Source organism: Sphingomonas sp. ERG5, assembly GCF_000803065.1.
Classification (GTDB): domain Bacteria; phylum Pseudomonadota; class Alphaproteobacteria; order Sphingomonadales; family Sphingomonadaceae; genus Sphingomonas.
Map to the genome: position 1 here is coordinate 21,985 of NZ_JSXI01000050.1, position 24,214 is coordinate 46,198.

28 protein-coding genes are annotated in these 24,214 nt (G+C 65.5%); 5 read left to right on the top strand and 23 right to left on the bottom strand.

The window, feature by feature from the left end; all coding sequences use genetic code 11:
- Positions 1-65 precede the first annotated feature (65 nt).
- The 7 genes from OO12_RS16910 to OO12_RS27015 form a co-directional block, all read right to left on the bottom strand.
- Positions 66-437: a TfoX/Sxy family protein gene (locus OO12_RS16910; RefSeq protein ID WP_034159899.1), complete on the bottom strand. Its 372-nt coding sequence runs from the start codon at positions 435-437 to the stop codon at positions 66-68.
- 12 nt (positions 438-449) lie between these two features.
- Complete coding sequence (locus OO12_RS16915; RefSeq protein WP_034159900.1) at positions 450-770, bottom strand: DMT family transporter; 321 nt, start codon at positions 768-770, stop codon at positions 450-452.
- The gene (locus OO12_RS16920; protein WP_034159901.1) at positions 770-1,252 is read right to left on the bottom strand and encodes a GNAT family N-acetyltransferase; all 483 of its coding nucleotides are present in this window, start codon (positions 1,250-1,252) and stop codon (positions 770-772) included. Before OO12_RS16920 ends, OO12_RS16915 begins: the two co-directional genes overlap by 1 nt.
- Entirely contained in the window at positions 1,249-2,136 is an 888-nt protein-coding gene (locus OO12_RS16925; RefSeq protein ID WP_034159902.1) for a DMT family transporter, read from the bottom strand. The genes OO12_RS16920 and OO12_RS16925 overlap by 4 nt, the downstream gene beginning before the upstream one ends.
- A 433-nt stretch (positions 2,137-2,569) precedes the next feature.
- The gene (locus OO12_RS16930; RefSeq protein WP_034159903.1) at positions 2,570-3,046 is read right to left on the bottom strand and encodes a retropepsin-like aspartic protease family protein; all 477 of its coding nucleotides are present in this window, start codon (positions 3,044-3,046) and stop codon (positions 2,570-2,572) included.
- Positions 3,047-3,253: 207 nt separating this feature from the next.
- A complete protein-coding gene (gene ispG / locus OO12_RS16935) occupies positions 3,254-4,372 on the bottom strand; it encodes a flavodoxin-dependent (E)-4-hydroxy-3-methylbut-2-enyl-diphosphate synthase (RefSeq protein ID WP_034159904.1) in 1,119 nt (372 codons plus the stop codon).
- A gap of 561 nt (positions 4,373-4,933) precedes the next feature.
- Positions 4,934-6,049 carry a DUF3089 domain-containing protein gene (locus tag OO12_RS27015; protein WP_052215978.1) on the bottom strand — a complete coding sequence of 372 codons (1,116 nt, stop codon included), beginning with the start codon at positions 6,047-6,049 and terminating at the stop codon, positions 4,934-4,936.
- Positions 6,050-6,121: 72 nt separating this feature from the next.
- Here OO12_RS27015 and OO12_RS16945 point away from each other — a divergent pair, with 72 nt between their 5' ends.
- Positions 6,122-7,303 carry an acyltransferase family protein gene (locus tag OO12_RS16945; protein ID WP_052215979.1) on the top strand — a complete coding sequence of 394 codons (1,182 nt, stop codon included), beginning with the start codon at positions 6,122-6,124 and terminating at the stop codon, positions 7,301-7,303.
- On the opposite strand, the gene OO12_RS16950 is transcribed toward OO12_RS16945, so the two are convergent.
- Complete coding sequence (locus OO12_RS16950) at positions 7,257-8,099, bottom strand: LytTR family DNA-binding domain-containing protein (RefSeq protein WP_034159905.1); 843 nt, start codon at positions 8,097-8,099, stop codon at positions 7,257-7,259. The two genes, OO12_RS16945 and OO12_RS16950, sit on opposite strands and share 47 nt — an antisense overlap.
- Before the next feature lie 95 nt (positions 8,100-8,194).
- On the opposite strand from OO12_RS16950, the gene OO12_RS16955 reads away from it, so the two are divergent.
- The 3 genes from OO12_RS16955 to OO12_RS16965 are packed head-to-tail and all read left to right on the top strand — an operon-like array spanning position 8,195 to position 11,224.
- Positions 8,195-9,370 (top strand): acyltransferase family protein, encoded by a 1,176-nt coding sequence (locus OO12_RS16955; RefSeq protein WP_034159906.1) that lies wholly within the window; start codon positions 8,195-8,197, stop codon positions 9,368-9,370.
- A 22-nt stretch (positions 9,371-9,392) separates the two neighbouring features.
- Positions 9,393-10,331 carry an isoaspartyl peptidase/L-asparaginase family protein gene (locus OO12_RS16960; protein ID WP_034159907.1) on the top strand — a complete coding sequence of 313 codons (939 nt, stop codon included), beginning with the start codon at positions 9,393-9,395 and terminating at the stop codon, positions 10,329-10,331.
- A 47-nt stretch (positions 10,332-10,378) separates the two neighbouring features.
- Complete coding sequence (locus tag OO12_RS16965; protein ID WP_034159908.1) at positions 10,379-11,224, top strand: S1/P1 nuclease; 846 nt, start codon at positions 10,379-10,381, stop codon at positions 11,222-11,224.
- Here OO12_RS16965 and OO12_RS16970 read toward each other — a convergent pair.
- The 14 genes from OO12_RS16970 to OO12_RS28935 form a co-directional block, all read right to left on the bottom strand.
- Positions 11,221-12,177 carry an alpha/beta hydrolase gene (locus tag OO12_RS16970; RefSeq protein ID WP_034159909.1) on the bottom strand — a complete coding sequence of 319 codons (957 nt, stop codon included), beginning with the start codon at positions 12,175-12,177 and terminating at the stop codon, positions 11,221-11,223. The two genes, OO12_RS16965 and OO12_RS16970, sit on opposite strands and share 4 nt — an antisense overlap.
- Complete coding sequence (locus OO12_RS16975) at positions 12,174-12,440, bottom strand: hypothetical protein (protein WP_034159910.1); 267 nt, start codon at positions 12,438-12,440, stop codon at positions 12,174-12,176. The genes OO12_RS16970 and OO12_RS16975 overlap by 4 nt, the downstream gene beginning before the upstream one ends.
- Entirely contained in the window at positions 12,440-12,652 is a 213-nt protein-coding gene (locus OO12_RS16980) for a toxin-antitoxin system HicB family antitoxin (RefSeq protein WP_034159911.1), read from the bottom strand. Before OO12_RS16980 ends, OO12_RS16975 begins: the two co-directional genes overlap by 1 nt.
- Positions 12,653-12,661: 9 nt before the next feature.
- Positions 12,662-13,432 carry an SPFH domain-containing protein gene (locus OO12_RS16985; RefSeq protein ID WP_443024574.1) on the bottom strand — a complete coding sequence of 257 codons (771 nt, stop codon included), beginning with the start codon at positions 13,430-13,432 and terminating at the stop codon, positions 12,662-12,664.
- Positions 13,433-13,706: 274 nt separating this feature from the next.
- Complete coding sequence (gene pal, locus OO12_RS16990; RefSeq protein WP_034159913.1) at positions 13,707-14,210, bottom strand: peptidoglycan-associated lipoprotein Pal; 504 nt, start codon at positions 14,208-14,210, stop codon at positions 13,707-13,709.
- Between the two features lie 67 nt (positions 14,211-14,277).
- The gene (tolB, locus tag OO12_RS16995; RefSeq protein WP_235364841.1) at positions 14,278-15,657 is read right to left on the bottom strand and encodes a Tol-Pal system beta propeller repeat protein TolB; all 1,380 of its coding nucleotides are present in this window, start codon (positions 15,655-15,657) and stop codon (positions 14,278-14,280) included.
- 34 nt (positions 15,658-15,691) lie between these two features.
- Positions 15,692-16,618 carry a cell envelope biogenesis protein TolA gene (locus OO12_RS17000; RefSeq protein WP_327196035.1) on the bottom strand — a complete coding sequence of 309 codons (927 nt, stop codon included), beginning with the start codon at positions 16,616-16,618 and terminating at the stop codon, positions 15,692-15,694.
- Entirely contained in the window at positions 16,602-17,039 is a 438-nt protein-coding gene (tolR, locus tag OO12_RS17005) for a protein TolR (protein ID WP_034159916.1), read from the bottom strand. The genes OO12_RS17000 and tolR overlap by 17 nt, the downstream gene beginning before the upstream one ends.
- Positions 17,040-17,042: 3 nt before the next feature.
- Positions 17,043-17,741, bottom strand: coding sequence for a protein TolQ (gene tolQ, locus OO12_RS17010; protein WP_034159917.1), 699 nt, complete (start codon positions 17,739-17,741; stop codon positions 17,043-17,045).
- Complete coding sequence (locus OO12_RS17015; RefSeq protein WP_052215980.1) at positions 17,741-18,247, bottom strand: YbgC/FadM family acyl-CoA thioesterase; 507 nt, start codon at positions 18,245-18,247, stop codon at positions 17,741-17,743. Before OO12_RS17015 ends, tolQ begins: the two co-directional genes overlap by 1 nt.
- A gap of 353 nt (positions 18,248-18,600) precedes the next feature.
- A complete protein-coding gene (locus OO12_RS17020) occupies positions 18,601-19,311 on the bottom strand; it encodes a hypothetical protein (RefSeq protein WP_052215981.1) in 711 nt (236 codons plus the stop codon).
- Between the two features lie 378 nt (positions 19,312-19,689).
- Positions 19,690-20,280, bottom strand: coding sequence for a YdeI/OmpD-associated family protein (locus tag OO12_RS29170; RefSeq protein ID WP_034159918.1), 591 nt, complete (start codon positions 20,278-20,280; stop codon positions 19,690-19,692).
- Positions 20,281-20,295: 15 nt separating this feature from the next.
- Positions 20,296-21,327, bottom strand: coding sequence for an NAD(P)H-dependent flavin oxidoreductase (locus OO12_RS17030; protein ID WP_200887500.1), 1,032 nt, complete (start codon positions 21,325-21,327; stop codon positions 20,296-20,298).
- 338 nt (positions 21,328-21,665) lie between these two features.
- Complete coding sequence (locus OO12_RS28935; RefSeq protein ID WP_200887501.1) at positions 21,666-21,968, bottom strand: hypothetical protein; 303 nt, start codon at positions 21,966-21,968, stop codon at positions 21,666-21,668.
- On the opposite strand from OO12_RS28935, the gene OO12_RS17035 reads away from it, so the two are divergent.
- Complete coding sequence (locus OO12_RS17035; protein WP_034159930.1) at positions 21,967-23,079, top strand: acyltransferase family protein; 1,113 nt, start codon at positions 21,967-21,969, stop codon at positions 23,077-23,079. The two genes, OO12_RS28935 and OO12_RS17035, sit on opposite strands and share 2 nt — an antisense overlap.
- 254 nt (positions 23,080-23,333) lie before the next feature.
- Here the strand turns inward: OO12_RS17035 and OO12_RS17040 are convergent, their stop codons facing one another.
- Positions 23,334-24,017, bottom strand: coding sequence for a transposase (locus tag OO12_RS17040; RefSeq protein WP_034159919.1), 684 nt, complete (start codon positions 24,015-24,017; stop codon positions 23,334-23,336).
- Positions 24,018-24,214 lie beyond the last annotated feature (197 nt).

Below are 24,214 nucleotides of genomic sequence, written 5' to 3' on the forward strand. Positions count from 1 at the left end.
CTTGCCCCGCACTGAGAAGCGGGATTCCCGCTTTCGCGGGAATGACCGGGCGGTTCAGTCAAATGTCATCCCGGTCTGGTCACGCCCTTTTTTGATCGGGGCTTTTTGGGCGGCGCGCGCAATCCCGCCGCCACCGCCAGCTCGCCCCACTCCCTGAGCACATCGGCGTCGTCATAGACATCGTCGGGCGCGCGGCGGTAGTTCATCGATTTCGGCTGGCCGTTCATCTCGACGGTGAAGCGCGCGCAGCCCGCCGCGTCCCAGGCCGCGTCGCTCTCCGCATCCGCCTTGAACCACAGCGCATCCCGGCCGACGATCGCGAACACCGTGCCGTCGAGATACAGCGTCGCGCCGCTCATCATGCGCCGCATCGTCACCGTACCGATCGGCGCCATCGCCTCGGTGACCCAGTCAACCAGCCCGGTATCGACCGCCATCCCGTCCTCCTCTCAATGCCCCGAGGTCAGCTTGAGCCCGGCAATGCACAGCACCACACCCAGGATCAGCAACAGCCGCGGCAGCGTCGCCGGTTCGCCGAACCAGGCGATCCCGACCAGCACCGTGCCGAGCGCACCGATACCGCCCCAGACGGCATAGGCCGTGCCCATCGGAATGGTCCGCGACGCGACTTCGAGCAGCCCCATCGACAAGGTGACCGAGACGAGAAAACCGGCGGTCCAGGGAAGATTGCGGAAGCCGTCGACATAGCGCAGGCAGGTGGTGAAGCCGATCTCGAAACAGCCGCCGATGATCAGCAGGACCCAGGCCATCAGTTCCTCCCGGCCAGCCGGACGAGCGCGTCGCCCGAGACACGCTGCGTGGTCCATTCGTCCATCGCCTCGGCGCCCATTGCACGGTAGAAATCGATCGCGCGGACATTCCAGTCGAGCACCGCCCATTCGAATCGCGCGCAGCCACGGTCGACCGCCAGCCCGGCGAGATGGACCAGCAACGCCTTGCCCGCGCCCGATCCGCGTGCCGATGGCGTGACATAAAGATCCTCGAGCCAGATCCCGCGCACCCCGGTCCAGGTCGAGAAATTATGGAAGAACACCGCCATGCCGACCGGCACGCCGTCCTGCTCGGCAATCACCGCTTCGGCTGCCGGCGGCGTACCGAACAACGCGTCGTGCAAATGCGGTTCGGTCGCGGTCACCGCATCGGGCTCGCGCTCGAATTCGGCGAGTTCGCGCACGAACCCCAGGATCGTGGCGATATCGGCGGGAACGGCGGGACGGGTCGTGATGCTCATAGAGCGGCCTCCACATTTGAGATGGGCACGGGACGGCGGCGTGCCGCGATCACGCAGCCAATGATGATCGATGCGGCGCCGGCCAGCGTGAAGAGCGAGACGCTTTCCCCAAAGACCAGCCAGCCGAGCAGCGCCGCCCACAGGAACGAGGTATATTCGGTCGGCGCGAGATAGCTCGCCTCGCCGCGCGCATAGGCCCAACTGAGCAGCAGCAGCGAACCGACCGCGAGCAGCGCCGCGCCGACGATCGCAGGGGCATGGCCGATTGCCGGCACCACCGCCAGCCAGGGTGCCGCCAGCGCCAGGATCGCCGCGACGATCGCGCTTTGGAAAAAGGCGATCTCGATCGGCCCGGCCAGTTGCGCCTGTTGCCGCATCAGGATGATATTATAGGCATAGCATATCGCCGAGATCAGGATCGAAACCGTGCCGAGCAAGGCCTGATGCCCAAGCTCGGCGCGCGCCTGCCCGGCCAGGATGATGCCGACACCCGCGATCGCCAGCAGCGAGGCGATGATCGCGGTCCGCCCGACATGCTCCTTGAGCAGCACCGCGGCCAGGAACAACGCGATCAGTGGCGCGATAAAGGCGAGCGCCACCGCCTGCGCCATCGGCACGCGCGCCAGCCCCCAGAAGAACGTCACCGCCATGACCGCCGAGACGCTGCCGCGAATCAGGTGGACGCGCATCACCGCCTTCGCCGGCCAGGCGGTGCGCGTCGCAAGGAACAGCACGCCGCTGATCGCGACTCCGGCCAGGCTGCGCCACAGCAAGGTGTTGTAGGCGCCGATCGCAAGCGTCAGCCCCTTCATCAACGCGTCCATGCACGAGAACAGGGCGATGCCCAGTGTCGCGATGGCGAAGGCGGTGGTGCTCGGCTTCATGCCGAATGCGATAGCGGCGCGGAATCGTCACGTCACCACAACGAATGCCGATCGGCCGGACCACTTGGCGATTCAATCACCGGTCCACTTGTGACGGCGTGGCGGCGGACGGGATGCTGTTCGGCATGCAGGCGCGCTGTTTCTCATCGTTGGACATGCTGAACATCCGGGCCCCCTGTTCCGGCGCCGACCACCCCTGTTACGCCGCTGTTCCACCCCTGTTCCGGACAACAGGGGTCATGCGAACGGGAAGATGACCCGCCCGTCGACTGAGCCTTGGAGTGATTTCGAGTTGAGTTGATCCACTCTCTTCCGTTCGCCCTGAGCTTGTCGAAGGGCCGTTCTTCCCTCTCTGGCCTGGGTGAAGAAAGACGGTGCTTCGACAAGCTCAGCACGAACGGGGGAAGGTGATTCCAACCAGGCCGATGAGACTCTAGCGCAGCGTCATCTTGTCGTTGCTGATCTGCACATTTTTCAGACGGCGCAGATAGGTATGGCCGAGCAGCGACATGTCGCTTCCCTCCAGCACCACGGCGCGGACATCGGTCGCGCGCTTGCCGTCGAGCACGATGTCGGCGATCCGCACTTCCTGCCCGCGCACATCGCCCGCCGCGCCCCGGCCCACGACCTGGAACAGCGACGGATCGAAAGTGATATGCGCGCGCTTCGCATCCGCCACCGTCAGCGCGACGATGTCGGCGCCGGTATCGACCACGAAGCGGATCGGCTCGTCATTGACATCGGCGATCGCCACAAAGGCCCCGCTTGGGCTGCGGTCGAGCACAGTCTCGACCGGCACGTCACGCGCCGGCTGCACGACCGGCGCGACCGCGACCTTGGGTTTTGCGGTCGGGATGGCCAGGCCGATGGCGATGCCCGTCACCGCCATCAGGGCAAGCGCGATCTTCATGTGCCCCCTCTAGCGATCAGGCGTTAGGCCGGGGCTAAGAGCGATGGCAAATAATGTCCTAATGGCGGACGTAAGCGCTTCCCCGGCAAAGGCCGGGGTCCAGTCGGGAAACAGGCGGTAATTGCCGCGGCGTTTCGTAACTTTAGGCATTCCATCTGGACCCCGGCCTTCGCCGGGGAGGCAGCATTCACATGGTATCCAATGCCCTCACGCCGCCGCGCGCGCCTCGTCCGCCGCGTCGATCTCCGCCGCCTTGGCCTCGACCAGCTTGACGATATGTTCGAGCATGTCGGCGCTCGACACGGTGTGGTCCGTGACGCCAGACAGATAGACCATATGCTTGCCGTTGCCGCCGCCGGTCAGGCCGATATCGGTCTCGCGCGCTTCGCCCGGGCCATTGACGACGCAGCCGAGCACGCTGAGCGACATTGGGGTGCGGATATGCTGCAGCCGCTCCTCCAGCGCCTGGACGGTGCGGATCACGTCGAAGCCCTGGCGCGCGCAGCTTGGGCAGGAAACGACGCGGACGCCGCGGTTGCGGATGCCGAGCGATTTGAGGATCTCGAACCCGACGCGGACTTCCTCCTCCGGTTCGGCCGAGAGCGAGACGCGGATCGTGTCGCCAATGCCGTACCAGAGCAGGCTGCCCATGCCGATCGCGCTCTTCACCGTGCCGCCGACGAACCCGCCCGCTTCGGTGATGCCGAGATGCAGCGGGCAATCGACCACTTCGGCAAGCTGCTGATAGGCGGCGACCGCGAGAAACAGGTCGGATGCCTTCACCGCGACCTTGAATTCATGGAAATCATGGTCCTGCAACAGCTTGATATGGTCGAGCGCGGATTCGACCAGCGCCTCGGGGCAGGGCTCGCCGTATTTTTCGAGCAGATCCTTTTCCAGGCTGCCCGCGTTGACGCCGATACGGATCGCGCAGCCATTGGCCTTGGCCGCATTGACCACTTCGCGCACCCGGTCCGACGAGCCGATATTGCCGGGATTGATGCGCAGGCACGCCGCACCCGCATCGGCGGCTTCCAGCGCGCGCTTATAATGAAAATGGATATCGGCGACGATCGGCACGCGGCTGGCGCGGACGATCTGCTTCAGCGCGGTCGTGCTCTCCACATCGGGGCAGGAGACGCGGATGATGTCGACCCCGGCATCCTCGCACCGGCGGATCTGCGCGATCGTCGCCTTGGCGTCGGAGGTCAGTGTGTTGGTCATCGTCTGCACCGTGACCGGCGCATCGCCGCCGACGGGGACGTTGCCGACCATGATCTGGCGGCTCTGGCGGCGTGTGATGTCGCGCCACGGACGAAGGGACATTGGAGAATCCTCAGGTTTCGCCGCGTATATAGCGCGGGCAAGGCCGTTGCGGAACCCAGGGACTCAATGTGCCGGGTCGATTCAGATTGCTGTCCCGCAGCGTCATACCCGTGCTCCGGCGCGGTTGCCGCGCGCCGGGTAGAGCCCGTTCTACGGATCAAGTGAATCGATCGATTGTGACTCGAAAGGAACCCGCCTCTCTCCGCCCCCCTCCTCTCCGCCCGGATATTTCCCGTTATTCCCGCAAGGACCCCGAAAAACTCCCGTGCGGATCCATCAAAACTCCCGCAGCTTTTCCCGCAGATTCCCGCAGAACGCTCAAAAAAGCATTTTCCCGCAGCATCTCCCGCAGCTGCGGGAATTTCGACCGGTCGCGGCAGGCCCGAAACAGCCGCGGCGCGCGGTCATGATCGCGCCGATTCAATCGCGCCGGCCGAAGCGTTAGCACCATCCTCGGACGGCGCCTCAACCGTCCCGCTCTTTCACATGACCGGCACATCATTCACGCGACCGTTCCAGCAGAACGGCGATCCCAACCAGGAGACTGATCGCGCCTGGACCCTATTGTTTCCAGAACGCGCCGAGCCGCACCCAGGCATTTTCGCGCAGGTTCATATAGGCGACATTGTAATCGACATTATGGAAGTTGCCGAACGGGATCATCAGGTCGGTATAGGGTTTGCCCGGCGGCGAGATGTACAGTGCGCCGTCGCGCATCCGGCCCGAGACCAGCCCGGGGACCGGAGCGGCCGGGCCGGCGCCCGTGCCGTAGAGCCAGCTGCCCTTGTTCATCGCCATGGGCGCCATCGCATCGCCGGTGCTCCAGCTATATGGATTGATCCCGGCATAAGGCCTGATCTTCGTCTCGGGCGTGTACTTCGACTGCCGCCCGATATTGACCCGCTGCAGCGACGCGTTGCGCCCTTGCGCATAGGTCGACCAGGTGACGACGCAGCCGGTGTCATAGGCCTGGGTACAGGCGCGCACATCGTGCAGCCGGCGGAACCAGTCCTGCTCGATCCAGGTGCCGATCAAATAAGCCGCGATCATCCGCCGCGCGACCGGCTTGCCGTCGATCTCGCGTTCGATCAGCAACCGGCCGAGCCGCGATCCCTGGCTGTGCCCGGCGATGATGAACGGCCGGCCCTTGTTGTGATTGGCGAGGAAGTAGCGAAAGGCGCGCGCGACATCGCCATAAGCGAGCTCGGTCGCCGCTTCGCTGTTGGCCGACCATTTGATGTACCCGCCCAGCGTCATCTGGCGATAGCGCGGCGCATAGATCGCACAGCAGCCGTTGAACACGCTCGCCTGCGCCCGGATCGTCGTCTCCTCGATCTTGCGATTGAGCGCGGCGTCACGAACATCGGCGTTCCACTGCGTGCGGCTCATCAGCACGGTCGGGTAGATGAAGAAGACATCGGCGGAGGCTTCACGCTGGTCGATTCCGGTCACGCCGCGCGGCGTGACATCCGCGTCGTCGCGCGTCGTCGGCAGCGCGGCCCAGTTGCGGCCCTGCGCATAATCGGGCGCGGGCGGCGCCTTGCGCGGGTCGAAGGCAAAGGGCGGCGGCTGATTGTTGCGCGCGATCTTCAGCGCCTGGCCGATCTGCGGCACCGCCGGCGTCGCCGCCGCCGCGGTGAGCAAGGCCCCCAATCCGATCCAGCCGCCGATCCGCATCGTCCATCCTAACCTTTTGGTGATTGGAGCGCCGCTATAGCAGAATGACGGACTCTTACGAAGCTGGACCATTTGACACAAAACAGTCGCCATTACGGTCTTGATTGGCTGCGCATCGCCGCGTTCGGCCTGCTGATCCTGTATCATATCGGCATGGTCTTCGCGCCGTGGGACTGGGTGGTGAAGTCGGCCCATAGCTATCCCGAACTGGTCGCGCCGATGGCCGCGCTGACCCCGTGGCGCCTGCCTTTGCTGTTCGCGGTGTCGGGCTATGCCTCGCGCAAATTGTTCGAGAAATCGCCTTCGATTCAGGGCTTTGTACGCTCGCGCAGCGCGCGACTGCTGATCCCCTGGGCGTTTGCGATGATTGTCATCGTACCGCCCGAAATGTGGGTGCGGGTGCTGGAAAAGGGCTATCCGTCCGGCCTGCTGCACTTCTGGGCCAATGACTATTGGCGCATCGGCACCTTTTACGGCCGCAGCTTCCCGAGCGTCGAGCATCTGTGGTTCGTCGAATATCTCTGGGCCTATACCATGGTGCTCGCGGCACTCCTCGCCTGGCCGGGCGGGGCGGCGCGACTGCAGCGCGGCGTCGACTGGCTGGCGCGCGGCGGTCGGATCCTGTGGGCGCCACTTGGCCTGCTCGTCGCGGCGAAGCTGGCGCTGCTGTTCGTCGTGCCCGAACAGCAGGGCCTGTTCACAGACTGGGCAGGCCATGCGCTGTATGTGCCGGTCTTCCTGTTCGGTTTCGCGCTTGGCGGATCGCGGCTGCTCTGGCCGTCGATCGCCCGGCATTGGCGGATGGCGGGGCTCTGCGCACTACTCAGCGGGGCGCTCGTCATCACCTTCGAACTGACTTACCAGGGGGACCATATCCCGCCGCATCTGCAAATGGCGCTCGACCGGTCGGCGCGGATCGTCATGGCGTGGAGCATGATCATCATGCTGCTGCACGTCGCCGACACCTGGTGGAACCGCGATCACCGCTGGCGCGCGACGCTGGGGGAGGCGGTCTTCCCCTTCTACATCATTCATCACCCGGTGATCGTGGTGACGGCATGGTTCACGCTGCCGCTCGGCCTTGGGCCCTGGAGCGAGTTCACCCTGTTGTTCGCCGCGACCGCGACGGCGTGCCTCGCCTTTTACCTGATCGGGCGCGAGATCAACTGGCTGCGGCCGCTGATCGGCCTGCGCGCCCGGCCCCGCCTCAGGCCTGCAGCGCGGCCCGAAAGCGTCGGCTCCCCCGCACTGTGACGCCATTCGCCAGGTCGATCGTGAAGTCGCCGCTGCGGTCGGTCTCGACCCGGCGGATCGCGGCACGGCGCACGATGCGGCTGCGATGGATGCGCACGAAGCCGTCGCCCAGCTCCGCCTCGACCGTGGCCAGCGTCGCACGGTGGAGCAGCGTACGCGTGCCCCAGCCGATCTCGACATAGTTTCCCGCCGCGACGACCTGATCGATTTCGACCGCCGGCACCTGATGCGTGACCGCGCCGTCCGCCACCGCGAGGAAGGTCGCGCCCGGCTCCTGTCGCGACGGCGGCGCGGTGCCGGCATTGGCGAGCAGCCATTGCGCGATCGCCGCCATGCCGGCCCATTGCAGATAGGTGCCGACATCCTTGCGATACTCGTAGAGCAGCGGGTTCTTGAGCGGCCCGAAGAAGTGATAGGCCTGTCCTTCGAACGCATAGAAGATCTTGCGCAGCACGATCATCACACCGATGTGCCAGGCCGACACGGGCACCGTCGCCACGACCAGGATCAGCGCGACCTGAACCCAGGCGAAGCGCGGCGGACGGACCTTCGCGATCAGGTACCAGATCGGCGGTGCCAGGCTGAGCCAGGCAATGATGCTCGAGACTTCCCACACCCAGACATGGGTCCGGGTAACCGCGACGCCGGCGGAGGCGAAGTCGCTCATCATCGATTCGGCATTCGCGACCGTGATCGCAGCCAGGATCACCGCGAACCCAGCGCCAAGCAGCAAGGCGAGCCGCCGCTGCGTGCCGCTCGTCCCGCCATCCCCGCCGCTGGTCCCGCTGCCCGTCACGCTCGTCCCCCGCCCGCCGCCACCGGCCCCTCGTCGATACCGGGCGAGCGCGCTGCTCGCTAGCCAGCCGCCTCTTACTTGCTAAAGGGATCGCGATGGAACGGCATTTCGGACTTGACTGGCTTCGGATCGGCGCTTTCGGGCTGTTGATCTTCTACCATATCGGCATGGTCTTCGTGCCATGGGACTTCCATGTGAAGACCGCGCACCCGCTGGAGTGGGTGGCGATCCCGATGCTCGCGACCAACAGCTGGCGCTTGCTGCTGCTGTTCGTGGTATCGGGCTATGCCAGCCGCGCATTGTTGATGAAGAACGGGCTGACGAAGAGCGGCGGCGCCGGCGCCTTTGCCGGATCGCGCAGCAAAAGGCTGCTGATCCCGCTGCTGTTCGGCGTGATCTTCGTCATCCCGCTGCAGCCCTGGGTCGAGGTGACGACCAAGTTCGGCTATACCGGCAGCTTCTGGAGCTTCTGGCTCCACGACTATTTCCGCTTCGGCACCTTTGCCGGCATCATCCTGCCGACCTGGCAGCATCTGTGGTTCGTGGTCTATCTATGGGTCTATACCATGGCGCTGGCGATCGGCACCGCGCTGTTTCGCCGGCTGCCGCTGCAGGCGATCTTCGACCGCGCGTTCGGCGGCGTCACCGTCTGGCTGATCCCGGTGGCATGGCTGGTGCTCGTCGCGGCCTGGCTGTTCCCCGGCGCACGAGAGACCCATGCCCTGTTCGACGACTGGGTCGCCCATGCGCAATATGTCCCCGGCTTCCTTTTTGGCTTCGCGCTGGCCGGATCGCGGCCCGCCTTTGCCGCGATCGGGCGCTGGTGGCGGCCCGCGGCGGTGGTGGCGGTGACCAGCTATGCCGTCGTCGCGACGATCGAATGGCACTGGCCGGGCAGCGCTATGCCCTGGCCCTATGGCCAGGCCTTTTCCTGGGCGCGCGCGGTGCAGGGCTGGAGCACGATCGTCGCGCTGATCGGCTTTGCCGACACGCACTGGAACCGCGACCACCCGTGGCGCGCGATGCTCACCGAGGCCGTGTTCCCCTTCTATATCATCCACCAGACGGTGATCGTCGGGGTCGAATTCCTGCTGCTGCCTTACGGCCTGCCGGCGAGTGCCGAGTTCGCCATCCTGGTCGCGACCACGGTCGCCGGATGCTGGGCCTTCTATCTGATCGGGCGCGAAGTCGGATGGCTGCGGCCATTGATCGGGCTACGGGCAAGGGTGGCGCGGCCCGTTTCATCTGATACCAGACCCGCGATCGTCTGACCCTTCGACTGGAGTTCCATTCATGCCCGATCCCGTTTCCGACCAGAACTGGACGCTGATGATCCATGGCGGGGCGGGCATGATGACCCGCGACCGCCTGACCCCCGATCAGGATGCCGGCATTCGCGCCGGCCTTGCCCAGGCGCTCGACGCCGGGTCGACGGTGCTGAGCGGCGGGGGATCGGCGCTCGACGCGGTGGCGGCCGCGGTGCGCGTGCTGGAGGATGACCCGCATTTCAACGCCGGACGCGGCGCGGCGCTGAGCTTCGACGGCGTGGCGGAGCTCGACGCGGCGATCATGGATGGCCGCGACCGGCGCGCGGGCGCGGTGGCCGGTATCACCGCGACGCGCCACCCGGTCGATCTGGCACAGGCCGTGATGGCCGATGGCCGCCATGTGCTGCTGTCGGGTGCCGGCGCGGACAGCTTCTCGATCGATGCAGGCCTCGAACAGGCTGGCCAGGACTGGTTCGCCTTGCCCGAACGCCGGCGGCAGCTCGATGAGCTCAAGTCGCGCGGCGGCGACGCGTTCGACGTCGACATGAAGTACGGCACGGTCGGTGCGGTCGCTCGCGACAGGAATGGCCATGTCGCGGCGGCAACCTCGACCGGCGGGGTGACCGGCAAACGCTGGGGGCGAGTCGGCGATTCGCCGCTGATCGGCGCCGGCACCTATGCCGATGACCGCGCTTGTGCGGTATCGGCCACCGGCGCCGGCGAGTTCTTCATCCGAGCGGGCGTCGCGCACGAAATCTGCGCCCGGGTCCGCCTGAGCGGCGCGGGCGTGCAAGGCGCGGCCGATGCCGTGCTCGCTGATGTCCGTGCCCTGGGCGGCACGGGGGGCGTGATCGTTGCCGCGCCGGGCGGCGACCTGGCGTGGAGTTTCAACACCGCGGGCATGAACCGCGCGCGCGCGACATCCGATGGCGCACGATCGATCGCGATCTACGCCGACGAGTGATCCTCCCCACTCTTGTCCGGGCAAAGGAGAGGAGTAGAGCAAAGCGCATGAGTCGCATCATCCCCGCCCTGCTCGCTGTGTTCGCCGCCACCATTGCCGCGCCGGTTTCCGCTTATTGGGAATATGGCCATCAAACGGTTGCCGCGATCGCCTATCGCAATGCCAGGCCGGAGACGCGCACGGCGATCGACCGCATCCTGCGCCACGCGCCGCTGCTCGAGACGCCGACCTGCCCGGCCAGGACGATCGCGCAAGCCAGCGTCTGGGCCGACTGTATCAAGTCGCTGGGGCCGCGCTTCAGCTACACCGCCAACTGGCATTATCAGAACGTCAATGTGTGCAAGCCGTTCGATCTGAAATCCGCCTGCCGCGACGGCAATTGCGTATCGGCGCAAATCGATCGCGACATGAAGCTGCTCAAGGACAAGACCCTGCCGATGCGGGAGCGTGTGCAGGCGCTTGCCTTCCTGATCCATTTCATGGGTGACCTGCACCAGCCGCTCCATGCCGGTGACCGCGACGATCTCGGCGGCAACCGGGTGAGCGCAGCCTATGGCGCCTATGCGCCTGAGCGGCTCAATCTCCATTCGATCTGGGACGGCTATCTCGCCGAGCGCGCCATCTCGACCCCACCCTCGCTGGTGCGGCGCTATTTGCCCGAGGAGAAGGCCGCGATCCAGGCTGGCACGACCGAGGACTGGAGCCGCGAGAGCTGGCAGGTCGCGCACGATGCGACCTACGCGACCGCGATGGGCGGCGATGCCTGCGGCCCGGTGCCTGCGCGCGCGCGGCTCGATCAGGCGACGATCCAGAAGCTGGTGCCCGCCGCCCGGCTCGAGGTCGAACGCGGCGGCCTGCGCCTCGCCCGGCTGCTCGACGAAGCGCTGGGCTAGCGCTTCTCTGCCACAAAGGCGGCAACCGCGTCGATCACCGCGGGCGCGATCGGCAGCGCGGGATCGCCATAAGTCGCCAGATTGGCGGCACGATCGTCGGTTGCGACCGACTTCAGCACATGGTTGACGCCGGGCAGCAGGACCAGCCTGGCGGCAGGCGCGGCGGCGGCGAGCGCCTGCGCGTCGTAAACCCCGATCTGGATGTCACGCTCACCCTGCACGATCAGAATCGGCAGCCGCACCGATGCCGCGAGCTTTGCCGGATCATGAGCGAACAGATCGATCATGAAGGGCTGGACCGCCGTCGGGAACAGCTGGCCGAGTGGCGGTGGCAGTGTCGCAGGATCAACCGGCCTGCCGGCCTCAAGCGAATCGATCATGCCCAGTGCCGCGGTGAGGATCGGGGCGTTGGCGGGGTTGGCCTTGAACTGTTCGCGCAGCACCATGCCAAGCGGCCGGCCGGGCGCCGACACCAGGATGATACCGCACAACCCGGTCGGATCCTGCGCCGCGGCAAGCGCGATCAGGCCGCCTTCGCTATGGCCGAGCAGCCAGACACAAGGCCGACCGGACCGCGCCGCGACAAGCCCGGCCCAGGCATGCGCATCGGCGGCATAATCGGCGATCGTCACGGCCGATGGATCGGCCATCGCCGCCTTGCTGCCGAACAGTCCGCGCTTGTCGGCGCGCAGCGTCGCGATCCCACGCGCAGCAAGCGCAGCGGCCAGCAGACGATAGGACGCAGCCTTCACGCCAAGCGGATTGTCGCCGTCGCGATCGGTCGGGCCGGAGCCCGGAATGATCACGATCGCCGGCCCCTTGCCGCCGGGATCGACCAGCGTTCCCGCGATCGCACCTTGCGGACCGGGCACGGTCAGCTCGGTCGTCGATGGAACCGATGCGGCCGCCAGAGCAGCCGTTGCCGCGATCAGTGCGCTTGTCATACCGGTCATCGCCCACCCCAGCGCCAGTGCCAGCCACCATCGGTCTTCCGCGAAGAGATCACGATCATTGCCGCGGTCAGAGCGATTCCAACGAGAATGCGCGGCGCCAGGCCAGGGAGGAACCGGACCGTCATGATCATCGCGGCGACATAGCTGAGCATCACGACCCAGCCTTGCCAGGTGACGGGCGTAGCGCCGACGCCGAACAATTTGGGCGCGAACCAATATCCTTCGCGGACCCGGTAGGCGCGCTTGACCGATTCGACATTCATCACGCTTCTCCTTCGCTCGATTTGGGTGGGCGCCCGCGCCTGGCCGGCACCGGTGCTTCCAGTTTCACTCCCCGTCTGGCCAGCGCTTCGCGCAGCAGGCATTCGACCTCCGCATTGACGCTGCGCAAGTCGCTCGCCGCCGCCCGCTCGATCGCCGCGTGGAGCGCGGGGTCGAGGCGGAGCGGGAACGCCTTTTTGGGGAGGCCGGTCATGCCACGCGCCTATTGATACAGGCTGCCCGTGTTCACCACCGGCTGCGTATCGCGCTCACCGCACAGCACGACCATCAGGTTCGAGACCATCGCTGCGCGGCGTTCGTCGTCGAGGTGAACGACATTCTTCTCGCTGAGCATCTCCAGCGCCATCTCGACCATGCCGACCGCGCCCTCCACCAACGTCTTGCGCGCCGCGACCACCGCCTGCGCCTGTTGCCGGCGCAACATCGCACCCGCGATTTCCGACGCATAAGCGAGATGGGTGAAGCCGCATTCGTCGACCGTGATCCCGGCAACGACGAGGCGCGCGATCAGCTCCTGGCGCAGCTCAACCGCGACCTGGTCGTGATTGCCGCGCAGCGTGACTTCCTGATGCTCGAAATCGTCATAGGGGTAGCGTGCGCCGATGGTCCGCACCGCGGCCTCGATCTGGACGATCACGAACGCCTTGTAATCATCGATGTCGAACAGCGCCTGCGCGGTGTCGGTCACGCGCCACACCACTTGCGCGGCGATCTCGATCGGGTTGCCGCGCTGGTCGTTCACCTTCAGCCGTTCGGAGATCATGTTGTTGGCGCGCAGCGACACCTTGTTGCGCCCCAGCCAGGGCATCAGCCAGCGCAGGCCGGTGTTGCGGTCGGTGCCCTTGTACGCGCCGAACAGGGTGATCGCCGTCGCCTGGTTGGGCTGCTGCATGTAGAAGCCGCACAGGATGAAGACGAAGGCGATGATCGACGCGGACAGGATCGCGCCGCCCAGTGCGGGATTGTGCTGCATCATCGTCGTGCTGAACACGCCGGTCGCGATCATGACGAGCATGATGATGAGCATCACATAACCGCTGGACGTGACCGCGGGCCGTTCACGCGACAGCGTGAGTGCAGTGCTGGCCGTACCCGAATCCGACATTGGAACCTCCCGTTAATATGATATTATATTTATATCGCATATCGGGTGACTGCAAGCGGAATCGAACCGGACGCGAAAGCGCCGCCGAATCCTGCGACCCGACGGCGTTTCGATAGAGTATCGAGCGGCGAGCCGCCCGGGGTCAGTTGAGGACGATGGTCACCGCGCGGCGATTCTGCGCCCAGCTCGCCTCGTCCGATCCCAGCGCGATCGGGCGTTCCTTGCCATAGCTGATGGTCGAGATGCGCGCCGGATTCACGCCGCGCCCCGCGAGGTAATTCTTCGCGGCATTGGCGCGGCGATCGCCGAGCGCGAGGTTATATTCGCGCGTGCCGCGTTCATCGGCATGGCCCTCAAGGCTGACCGGAACGTTCGGCCATTTGGCGAGCCAGGCCGCCTGGCTGTCGAGAATTTCACGCGCGCGCGCGTCGATGTCGTAGCGGTCGAGCGCGAAATTGACGGTATTGCTGGTGACCGACCGCTCGAAATCGGCGCGCGATCCGGGCTGCACATTGTCGCCCTGAACCGGCGGCGGGCCCTGATCGACGCCGGGCGCCGGCGGCAGCACCTCCGGGCGCTTCTTGCTGCAGGCAGCGGTGGCGAGCAATGCCGTCGCAATGAGGATCGTGGTCGTCAGTCTGGCCATCTGGTTTCTCCTTCGGTCAGTGGTCTTGGTAAAATTGGCCCCGACAAGGTTCAGGGGCGTAACGTTCTTACGGCCGTAACGGTCCCCAGCCCGGATCGGACCCATCGAGCGGGGTCGGCACGCGGCGTTCGTTGACGCCGGTCAGGTCGACCGACCAGAGATCGGCCTTGCCCGCGCCGCCGCGCCCCTGGCGATAGAACATCAGCACGCGGCCATTGGGCGACCAGCTTGGCCCTTCGTCCTGCCAGTCATCGGTCAGCAGCTTCTCGCCGCTGCCCGAGGGGCTCATGATGCCGATGCGGAAATTGCCGGCGATCTTGGTGAAGGCGATCAGGTCGCCGCGCGGGCTCCACACCGGCGTGGCATAACGCCCGCTGCCGAACGAGATGCGCTGCTGGTTCGAACCGTCCGCGTTCATGACGTAGATCTGCTGCGCGCCCGAACGGTCGCTTTCGAACACGATGCGCCGGCCGTCGGGCGAGAAGCTCGCGCCGGTGTCGATCCCCGGCGCATCGGTCAGCCGCTGCGGCGATCCGCCCGACGTCGCCACCTTGTAGAGGTCGGTATTGCCGGCGACCGCCATCGAGAAGACGACATGACGGCCATCGGGCGACACGCGCGGCGAGAAAGTCAGGCTGGGGTTGTTGACCAGCAGGCGCTGCTTGCCCGTCCCGATATCATAGACATAGATCGCCGGGCGATCGTTGAGATAGCTCATATAGACGATGGTCTGCTGGTTCGGCGCGAAGCGCGGCGTCAGCACGATCGACTGGCCATTGGTCAGGAAACGGTGATTCGCGCCATCCTGGTCCATGATCGACAGGCGCTTGATGCGCTTGCCCTTGGGCCCGGTTTCCGAGACGTAGATCACCCGGCTGTCGAAATAGGGGCCTTCGCCGGTCAGCTTCGCATAGACCATGTCGGCGCATTTATGCCCCGCGCGGCGCCAGTCGCTGGGCGGCACGACAAAACCCTGCCGCACGAGTTCGTTGCGCGAGAAGACATCGTAGAGATAGCAGCCGACAGTAAGCGTTCCATCGTCATTGGCGCGGATGAAGCCCTGCACCAGTGCCGAGGCACTCGCGCCGCCCCAATAATCGAATGCCGGCGCGGTCACCTCGGAAAATGCGACGCTCTTCAGCCCGTTCGAGGCGATCGGCTTGAACAACCCGCTGTTGCGCAGGTCGTTGGTGATGATCCCGGCGAGCTGGCGGCCCAGTTCGTCAGTGCGGCCGGCCGGTGTATCGACTGCGGCGGATGTCGGCATGACCGGGATGGCGATGCCGAGCGGTGCGGAAATGCCGCCGACGACATCGACCGTCAGCACATCGTCCGCGGGCGGTTTCTGACCCGCCGCCTGAACGGCAGGCGGTGACGCGTTTTGAGGCGCTGCAGCCTGTTGGGCCAGCGCGCCGCCACTTCCCACAACCATGGGCAGCGCGAGCATCAGAGCAAAATAAGGCTTCATATCCGCACTCTCATTAGGGCAACCGGTAAGTCAGCTTAAACACCTTCCAGCCGCGTGGCACATCATACAGCTCGTCGGGCAATCCGCGCAAAGGCGCGCATCCCATGAATGTGGCGATCGCGTTGCGCTTCACCGCGTCGACATAGCGCTCATTTTCGTCATCCACTCCACGAGGCGGATCGAGAATGTCGGGGCGTTGCGCGAGCGATCCGTCGCGATTGATGTGCAGCAACACCGTCACCACGATTCGTGACGCACCCGGCCCCGGATTGACCTGACGATTGGCGCAGGGCTGAACCTGCCGCTGGATCGCCGAGCCGATATTGGCCGCTGCCTGGGCATTCATCGTCGCGCCCGGCGGCGTGACGGTCTTCGACGTGGACGGCGACGCGGACAGCCCCTTGAGCGTTTCGGCGGACAAAGCGAATCCGCCCGGGTTGCGCCGCGTGGCGTTGGGTCTGGTGCCGGTCGCCTTGACCGGGCTCGGCGGCTTGACCGCCGCAGTGCTGGTCCTGGCCGGCGGCGTCTTGGCCTTGTCCGGCTTCGGGTCAGGCTTGGCCACCGGCTCCTTCTTGGGTGGCGGGGGCGCTTTGGGCGCCGGCTTCGGCGCCGGTGCAGGCTCGGGCGGCTTGGCCGGCGGTGTCGGCGCGGGTTCGGCCTCCGCCGCCGTTTCGGGCGGCGCGGCTTCCTCGGGCGGCCCCTCTTCCGGTGCGCGCGACTGGGCCGGCGGCTCAGTCGCCGGCGGCGCCTGGGACTGCAGCGCGACTGCGTCGACCAATGAGATATCGATCGCCTTCACCTTGGGCGGCGGATCGGCGGGCCATAGCCAGCTGAGCGACAGCGCGCCGAACAGCACGACATGCCCCAGGGCGGCGACGCCCAGGCCGATCTTTTCGGTCCGTTCCATCAGGCCGTGCGTCCGGTCACTTCGAATCGTCACCCACCGTCACCAGCGCGACGCGATTGAGCCCCGCCCGGTTGAGTTCGCCCATCACGCGCATGATGCGGCCATAGTTCAGGCTCTTGTCGGCACGCAGGAAGACCTGCGGCGGCTGATTCTTCTCCGCCTTGCGCGCGATCTGCTGCAGCACGTCGGGGAGAAGCGCGTCGCTCACCTCATCATCGTCGATGAACAGCTTGCCCTTGTCGTCGAGCGAGAGCTGTACCGGCTTCTGATCCTGCTCGAGCGGCTTGGCGCGGCTGTCGGGCAGATTCACCGGCACGCCCGCCGTCAGCAGCGGCGCGGTGACCATGAAAATGATCAGCAGCACCAGCATCACATCGACCAGAGGCGTGACGTTGATGTCCGCCATGGGCGCACGCCGGCCACGGCCGCGCTGCGAGGGGAGGTTGATCGACATCGCCTATTTCCGCATCTCGACCTCGAGCTGCCGGCTCAGGGTCGCGTGGAAGCCATCGGCGAAGCGGTTGAGCCGCGCCTCGATGCGGTTGATGCCATGGCTGAAGCGATTGTAGGCGATCACCGCGGGGATTGCCGCGAACAGGCCGATCGCGGTCGCGAACAGCGCCTCGGCAATGCCCGGCGCGACCACCGCGAGCGAGGTGCTCTGCTGCTGCGCGATGCCGGTGAAGCTGCGCATGATGCCCCATACCGTGCCGAACAGGCCAACAAAGGGCGCGACCGCACCGACGGTTGCGAGGATATTGAGCCGATCGGACAATTTATCGATCTCGTTCGCCACCGCGGCGCCCATCGCGGTTGCCAGCCGTTCGCGCGTGCCGCCACGATCGACCGAACCGCTGGCGGTCGAGCGCCGCCACTCGGCCACGCCGCTCGAGAACACCTTGGCGATCGGCAGGTCGCTTTCGCCCTCGATGCGGTGGAAGGCGTCGATATCCTCGGCCTTCCAGAAATCGCGTTCGAAGCGTTCGACCTTCTTGCGCGTATTCCCGAGCTTCATCGCGAAGCTGACGATGATGGTCCAGGTCCAGACGCTCGCGGCAAGCAAGCCAAGCATGACGAATTTGACCACGAAATCGGCCTGCAGAAACAGGGCGACGGGCGACATGGTCGCGGCGTCGGTATTTAAGAGTACGCTCATTATTTTCCTTCGTCCCCCTGCTCAACTCTGGGCCAGACCAGACGTTCGAACGCCTCGATCCATTGTTTCGGTTGCCGGCGCGGCCGCCCCGATGCCCCCACCAGCGCCGCCGTCACCTCTGCTGTGGTCAGTATCTCGGCACCGCACATGACTCGTTGCTGAATATCCACCGAGGCTGCGCGCACCTGAATCAGCCTTGAGACAACCACCAGCGCATCGTCGAGTTTCGCTGGCGCCCGGTAACGAATGGCGAGCGCGGTGATGGCATAGGCCCCGTCGCCCGCGTCATGCGCGCCGCGTTGATCGATCCCCGCGAGCCGCAGCATGTCCGACCGGGCGCGTTCCATGAAGCGCAGATAATTGGCGTGATAGACGACGCCCGACAGATCGGTGTCCTCGAAATAGACGCGGATCGGGAAGCGGTGTTCAACGCCGTCGAAACGCCCGCTCACGGGCAAATCGGCAACGGGCCGATCGGGCGGCTGGTCGGGATCATGCTCGGCCATCGACCCGGTCGTAGCGAAGAGGAGTCGGGGAAGGAACCCCGTTTGGCCTATCTAACGCTCTTCTCGCCCCCTCTTGTGCATGCTGGCGTGCATACTGGTGCGCGCGCCGGAACCGGAAGAGCGGGGCAATCGGGCGGGTGTCGATCGGGTCCGCCGGAAGAGCCGATACCCAGCCGGCATGTTCCCGCAGCTGCGGGACTTGCTGCGGGACAATGGTTTTTTTGGGCTTTCTGCGGGACTCTGCGGGAAATCCTGCGGGAATTCTGCGTGGGCGGCACGGGAATTTTGCCGGAGGCGTGCGCGAATATCGGGAACTGACTCACCATTGACGGGCCGGGTCGAAAAGATCGCTCCTAGGGAAGCTGGAAGATCGCCGGATCGACCTCGATCCGTGGCGACGGACGCGGGCTGGCGCTGGAGGCGATGGCGATGATCGGACCGGAAAGCGGGCGCTGCGTCCGCCACGCGTCATAGGCGCGGTAGAAATCGGTGAAGCTGCGATCGAGCTCGGGCAGGCGCGCCGCGGCAAAGACAGCGAAGTTTTCGGGCGATACCGTCGTCGCCTCGGCCAGCAGGCGCTGCGCCATCGCACAGAGCGCGGGCTTGGCCGGCGCCAGGGCGTAATAATTATAGAGCCGGGTCATCGCATCGTCATAGGCACCGCGCCATGCCGGCCCATCGCTGGCGCGATATTCCGCCGCCAGCGACCGTTCCGCTTGCGCCAGGGTCGTTTTCTGACCGCTGAGCAAGGCATTATAGCCGGAAATGATCGCGCCTTCCTCCGGACCGCGACAGGCCAGCGCGGCGAAATTCAGTCCGGCGCGCAAATGCCAGATGCTCGCGGCGGGCGAGAGACCCTGATTGGGCGTCGGATAGCTGCCATCGCTCTGCACCGCGGGAATCAGCATGCCGGGATGGGCCCCGGCGGGCATTGCGATGCGGGCCGGTGGCGGCGGCACGATCACCGGCGGCGGTGGCGGCGCCACCGCGACCTGCCGGCTCGCACAGCCCGACATCGCGATGAGCGCGAGCGACAGCGGCAGGATGCGTGGCAGGCATGACATACAGGCTCTCCATTGCCCCCCGGCGGGACAAATATCGCCCGAAGACGGTTAAGATCGCGTTAGGGCATCGGGGGATCGGACGGATGCCTGGCGGCCGAGACGCTGCGCGAGGCCATTGCGCTGGTGGCGCTACGGCAATGCTGTTTCGACAATGGGAAAGAGCCCGCCGGGATACGTCCGGCAAAGGAAGGCATGCCCAATTCAGCGCGATGATTGAATCACGGCGGGCAACGGGGCTGAGCGGTGATCTGTCACACCGGAATATATCATATGCTTTCCGCCGCCGCCTCGGCGACGCTCGCATAATTCGCCGTGTGTATCAGAAACTTAAGATGAAATAGTCGACTTCAGGCGCTGGCGCGCGCGAAGCGCCCGGCTTCACCGATCGCCATGCACCGTTTCGCCGCGTGCGCACATGCCGACGAATTTCGCGATGCGGGCGGTGCGGGTTTCGGGCTTTTTCGCCTCATGGATGCGGTACAGAATGGCGTAGCGATTCGCGCCGGTCAGCGTATCAAAAAAGGCCCGCGCCCCGGGTTCGGCATCAAGCGCGACAGCCAGATCGTCGGGGACAGTGATCGTGCTTTGCGGCGCATAGGCGGCGGCCCAGCGGCCATCCGCCTGGGCCGCTTCGATCTCCCTCAGTCCCGCGGGCGCGACCCGCCCGGCGGCGATCAGCTCGGTCGCGCGGATACGGTTCTTCTCCGACCATTTGCTCCGCGGCTTGCGCGGGGTGAAGCGGATCAGCCACCAGTCGGCGTCGAACGGGTTGAGCTGACCATCGATCCAGCCATGAATCAGCGCGCCGTCGATCGCCTCCGCCTTGCTGACCGAAGGCACGCCCGCGCTCGCCTTGGCGAATTTGAGCCACACGCCCTTGCAGTCGCGCGGCTGCGCGCCGAGCCATGCCTCCCATGCCGCCGCATCGGCGAAAGGAAGGATCGGCAGGCCGGCGCGCCCAGTTTCCATTCAGACGGTCTCCATTCAGGCCGCCCGCTTCTCCAGCGCGTGCCCTGCTTCGGCCATCAGCGTCGCGATGATTTCGGCAACCGGCTCTTCCTTCGTCACCATGCCGACTGACTGGCCGGCCATCATCGAGCCATGTTCGACATCGCCGTCGATTACCGCACGGCGCAGCGCGCCGGCCCAATAATGTTCGATCTGCAACTGCGCCTCGCCCATCGCGACCGCGCCCTCGTCAAGCAATTGCGCGACTTCGCGCTGCTTGGCGGTGAACAGCTCGCTCGAGGCGTTCTTCAGCGCGCGCACCGGGATCACCGGCAGGCGCGGATCGATCTGCACGCTGGCGACCGCGTCGCGCGCCGACGCACGGATAAAGGCTTTCTTGAAATTGGCGTGTGCGATGCTTTCGGTCGCGCAGACGAAGCGCGTGCCGAGCTGCACGCCCGCCGCGCCCATGTCGAGATAGGCGGCGATCGCTTCGCCCCGGCCGATCCCGCCGGCGACGAACACCGGGACCTGCGCGGCGACCTCGGGGAGGATTTCCTGCGCCAGCACGCTGGTCGAGACCGGACCGATATGCCCGCCCGCTTCCATGCCCTCAACCACCAGCGCGTCGACGCCGGAGCGGATCAGCTTCTTCGCCAGGCTGAGCGCGGGGGCGAAACAGATCAACTTCGCGCCATTCTGCTTGATCGCGTCGATGCTGCCGGTCGGCGGCAGACCGCCCGCGAGCACCACATGGCTGACGCCGTGTTTGTTGCAGACCTCGATCAGGTCGAACAGGCCGGGATGCATGGTGATCAGGTTCACGCCGAACGGCTTGTCGGTCAGTGTTTTCGTGCCGGCGATCTCGGCATCGAGCAGTTCGGGAGTCATCGCGCCGCACGCGATCAGCCCGAAGCCGCCCGCGTTGGACATCGCCGAGACGAGGTGGCGCTCGCTGACCCAGGACATGGCGCCGCACAGGATCGCGACCTCGCTTCCGAGGAAAGCCGCGCCCCGCGCCATACGCCGCTGCAGGCGCTCGGCGCCGATCGATGATGTCATGTTCATGGCGGGGGCTTAGGGTCCGTCGTCAATTATCGCAACTCGCACCGACGATCGCGCCTGACGCAGGACGGACCGCCTTGTGCCGTTTGGCGGCTGGATCGGCGGCATTGAATCAGCGGCGTCACCGCCATGGGCCAGCGCCGTCATTTTCCCGCAGCTGCGGGAGATGCTGCGGGAGTTTTTGGGGAAAATGCTTTTTGAGGGTTCTGCGGGAGTCTGCGGGAAAAGCTGCGGGAGTTTTGATGGATCCGCACGGGAGTTTTTCTGCTGTGCTGCGGGAGTGACGGGAAATGACTGAGTGGCAGCGACTGGGCGGCAGTGAGTGGGGGCGATCATCTGTTTCATTCCGGTCCGCTCGATTCAATTTTTCGGCCGCACGGGCTTTCATCCGTGACGCGCACTCTGCGCGACGGATCGAGAGATGACGACACCAGACGAGCTTTGTGAATCGGGCCGGCATGCCGCCAGCCATGGTTATGGTCGTTCGTGGCGTGACGTCCGGCTGGTGGAAAGCAGACACTCGAACGCACGTTGCGATCTGCATTGAGAACGTTCACAACGACATCTCGCCACTGCCAGCACTGGATGACCATGCCGATCAGCGCCGCCGCCACTTCGACCGCCGCCTCCTCGACCGACACCATGGCACCAGCGAAGACTCACTATGTCATTCTCGACGGTTTGCGCGGTGTCGCGTCGCTTCTGGTGGTCGTCTTCCATTTGTTCGAAGCCTATGCCGACAATGATCCGCAGCAGCAGATCATCAATCACGGTTACCTGGCGGTCGATTTCTTCTTCCTGCTGTCGGGCTTCGTGATTGCCTATGCCTATGACGATCGCTGGGGCGGCATGGGACAATGGGAATTTTACAAGCGGCGACTGGTCCGGCTCCAGCCGATGGTGGTGTTGGGCAGCGTGATCGGCGCGGCGCTGTTCGTCTTTCAGGGCTGGACCATTTTCCCGAAGGTTGCGGGCAGTTCCACCTGGCAGGTCATCCTCGTCATGCTGATCGGCTGCACGATGATCCCGCTGCCCAAATCGGCGGACATTCGCGGCTGGAATGAAACCTATCCGCTCAACGGCCCGGCATGGTCGCTGTTCTACGAATATTGCGCCAATATGCTGTACGCGGCCGGGCTGCGACGGCTGTCCAATCGCGGCCTTGGCGTGCTGGTTGCGCTGTCCGCCGTTGCGCTCATCCTGCTCCTGGTCATGGGCAAGCGGGGTGACCTGATCGGCGGCTGGTCGCTTGACGCCGACGGCCTGACGATGGGCGTGACGCGGGTAATGTTCCCGTTCTTTGCCGGCATCCTGCTGATGCGGCTGGGCAAGCGCATCCGCCTGCCCGGGGCGTTCTGGCTGTGCAGCCTGTTGCTGATCGCCGCGCTGTCCCTGCCCCGTTTCGGGGGCACCGAGCGGCTCTGGGTCAATGGGCTGTACGAGGCCGGCTGCGTGACCCTGCTGTTCCCGCTGATCGTCGCGATCGGCGCCGGCGAGCAGCGGATCGATGGGCCGTCGATCCGGGTCGCGCGGTTCTTCGGCGACCTGTCCTATCCGCTCTACATCACGCATTACCCGCTAATGTATATTTACATTGGCTGGGTGGTCGACCGAAAGGTCCCGCCCGCGCAGGGGGCATTGGCTGGACTGGGCGTGCTGATCCTTGCCGTGGCGGTGGCATATGCGTCGCTCAAGCTCTTCGATGAACCGGTCAGGCGCTGGCTCGCCTCGCGGTTTTTGGGGAGGCGGGCCTAGGTTGCGGTGTTGGTTATTGGGTGGGGTGGGGCGGTCTAATTAGTATTGTGTCCCCGAATTAACACGCGACTGCTGTGGATGGCCGTCATTCGCTTTCATCGAAAAAGGGCAGCTCCAAGCCGTGATCGCGCATGACTTGCGCATAAAACTCGACCCGCGATTGCAAGTCGTCAGCTAGCTCCTTCAAATCGTGCCAATGATCTGACTCAGGCTCAGCATCGGCAAGTGCTGCGGGGTATTTCGGGGACACAATACTAAACTCTCTGCTTCGGCCCACGTTTCCGCACGCCCAGCGCCCGGCCAGACGCTGCCTCCTGCTGCTCGATCCAGTCCGGCCCGCCGAGCGGTCGGCCGGTGCGCAGCCGGGCCTCGATCGCGGCGTCGGCGTCAGTGGCGGCGTCCGACGCCTCCAGCCCTTGCGCCAGCATCGCGCGCCAATTGCGGACATGCCCGCCAAGCGCCGCGACATCGGTCAGTGCATCGCCGGCCACACGCCGCCCCGCTTCGTGCGACCGCGCGCTTGACCAGCGCCAGTCCGACGCGCGCGGCACAAGGCCCGCCGCGACGGGATTATTCTCGACGTAGCGCATCGCCGCCATCAGGTGCGCGTCGTCCATCGGATAGCTGGCGAAGCGCCCCTGAAAGAGATAACCGCGCCACCCTTCGCGATGATTGATCCGCCCGGTATAGCGCCGGTGGGCCTCGCCGAGCGTCGCGCGCAAGCCGTCGGGCGTGGCCGGGATCAGGATCAGGTGGATATGATTGTCCATCAGGCACCAGGCGAGGCAGCGCGTCGCATTGGCGATACAGGCGGCGGCGATCAGATCGAGATACGCTTGGCGATCCGCATCGGAGAAGAAGATCGGGAGCCGTCGATTGCCGCGCTGCGTGATATGGTGTGCAACGTCCGGGATCACGATGCGAGCGAGTCGAGCCATGACCTGATGCTACCATCGTTCGGTGGCGCGGTCTAATTAGTATTGTGTCCCCGAATTAGAATGTCGGGTTTTGGTGGAGGCTGTGTGAAAACGGCCTAATATGCTATGATTCTGGCGTTGCAGGAGGCGCCGAAGTGGGACGTTTCATTGAGGGCTGTGACCGCCGGCAGAAGCTGCTTTTGCCGGATTGCGTTGGT

Excerpts from the sequence above, each read along its gene's own strand:
- OO12_RS16980 (WP_034159911.1), bottom strand. The coding sequence starts at position 12,652 with ATGACCGGCCTCCCCAAAAAGGCGTTCCCGCTCCGCCTCGACCCCGCG.
- OO12_RS16925 (WP_034159902.1), bottom strand. The coding sequence starts at position 2,136 with ATGAAGCCGAGCACCACCGCCTTCGCCATCGCGACACTGGGCATCGCC.
- OO12_RS16960 (WP_034159907.1), top strand. The coding sequence starts at position 9,393 with ATGCCCGATCCCGTTTCCGACCAGAACTGGACGCTGATGATCCATGGC.
- tolQ (WP_034159917.1), bottom strand. The coding sequence starts at position 17,741 with ATGAGCGTACTCTTAAATACCGACGCCGCGACCATGTCGCCCGTCGCC.
- OO12_RS17015 (WP_052215980.1), bottom strand. The coding sequence starts at position 18,247 with ATGGCCGAGCATGATCCCGACCAGCCGCCCGATCGGCCCGTTGCCGAT.
- ispG (WP_034159904.1), bottom strand. The coding sequence starts at position 4,372 with ATGTCCCTTCGTCCGTGGCGCGACATCACACGCCGCCAGAGCCGCCAG.
- OO12_RS27015 (WP_052215978.1), bottom strand. The coding sequence starts at position 6,049 with ATGCGGATCGGCGGCTGGATCGGATTGGGGGCCTTGCTCACCGCGGCG.
- OO12_RS16930 (WP_034159903.1), bottom strand. The coding sequence starts at position 3,046 with ATGAAGATCGCGCTTGCCCTGATGGCGGTGACGGGCATCGCCATCGGC.
- pal (WP_034159913.1), bottom strand. The coding sequence starts at position 14,210 with ATGGCCAGACTGACGACCACGATCCTCATTGCGACGGCATTGCTCGCC.
- tolB (WP_235364841.1), bottom strand. The coding sequence starts at position 15,657 with ATGCTCGCGCTGCCCATGGTTGTGGGAAGTGGCGGCGCGCTGGCCCAA.
- OO12_RS17035 (WP_034159930.1), top strand. The coding sequence starts at position 21,967 with ATGGCACCAGCGAAGACTCACTATGTCATTCTCGACGGTTTGCGCGGT.
- OO12_RS28935 (WP_200887501.1), bottom strand. The coding sequence starts at position 21,968 with ATGGTGTCGGTCGAGGAGGCGGCGGTCGAAGTGGCGGCGGCGCTGATC.
- OO12_RS16965 (WP_034159908.1), top strand. The coding sequence starts at position 10,379 with ATGAGTCGCATCATCCCCGCCCTGCTCGCTGTGTTCGCCGCCACCATT.
- tolR (WP_034159916.1), bottom strand. The coding sequence starts at position 17,039 with ATGTCGATCAACCTCCCCTCGCAGCGCGGCCGTGGCCGGCGTGCGCCC.
- OO12_RS17030 (WP_200887500.1), bottom strand. The coding sequence starts at position 21,327 with ATGAACATGACATCATCGATCGGCGCCGAGCGCCTGCAGCGGCGTATG.
- OO12_RS16985 (WP_443024574.1), bottom strand. The coding sequence starts at position 13,432 with ATGCAGCACAATCCCGCACTGGGCGGCGCGATCCTGTCCGCGTCGATC.
- OO12_RS16975 (WP_034159910.1), bottom strand. The coding sequence starts at position 12,440 with ATGAATGTCGAATCGGTCAAGCGCGCCTACCGGGTCCGCGAAGGATAT.
- OO12_RS16915 (WP_034159900.1), bottom strand. The coding sequence starts at position 770 with ATGGCCTGGGTCCTGCTGATCATCGGCGGCTGTTTCGAGATCGGCTTC.
- OO12_RS17020 (WP_052215981.1), bottom strand. The coding sequence starts at position 19,311 with ATGTCATGCCTGCCACGCATCCTGCCGCTGTCGCTCGCGCTCATCGCG.
- OO12_RS29170 (WP_034159918.1), bottom strand. The coding sequence starts at position 20,280 with ATGGAAACTGGGCGCGCCGGCCTGCCGATCCTTCCTTTCGCCGATGCG.
- OO12_RS17040 (WP_034159919.1), bottom strand. The coding sequence starts at position 24,017 with ATGGCTCGACTCGCTCGCATCGTGATCCCGGACGTTGCACACCATATC.
- OO12_RS16955 (WP_034159906.1), top strand. The coding sequence starts at position 8,195 with ATGGAACGGCATTTCGGACTTGACTGGCTTCGGATCGGCGCTTTCGGG.
- OO12_RS16920 (WP_034159901.1), bottom strand. The coding sequence starts at position 1,252 with ATGAGCATCACGACCCGTCCCGCCGTTCCCGCCGATATCGCCACGATC.
- OO12_RS16910 (WP_034159899.1), bottom strand. The coding sequence starts at position 437 with ATGGCGGTCGATACCGGGCTGGTTGACTGGGTCACCGAGGCGATGGCG.
- OO12_RS16970 (WP_034159909.1), bottom strand. The coding sequence starts at position 12,177 with ATGACCGGTATGACAAGCGCACTGATCGCGGCAACGGCTGCTCTGGCG.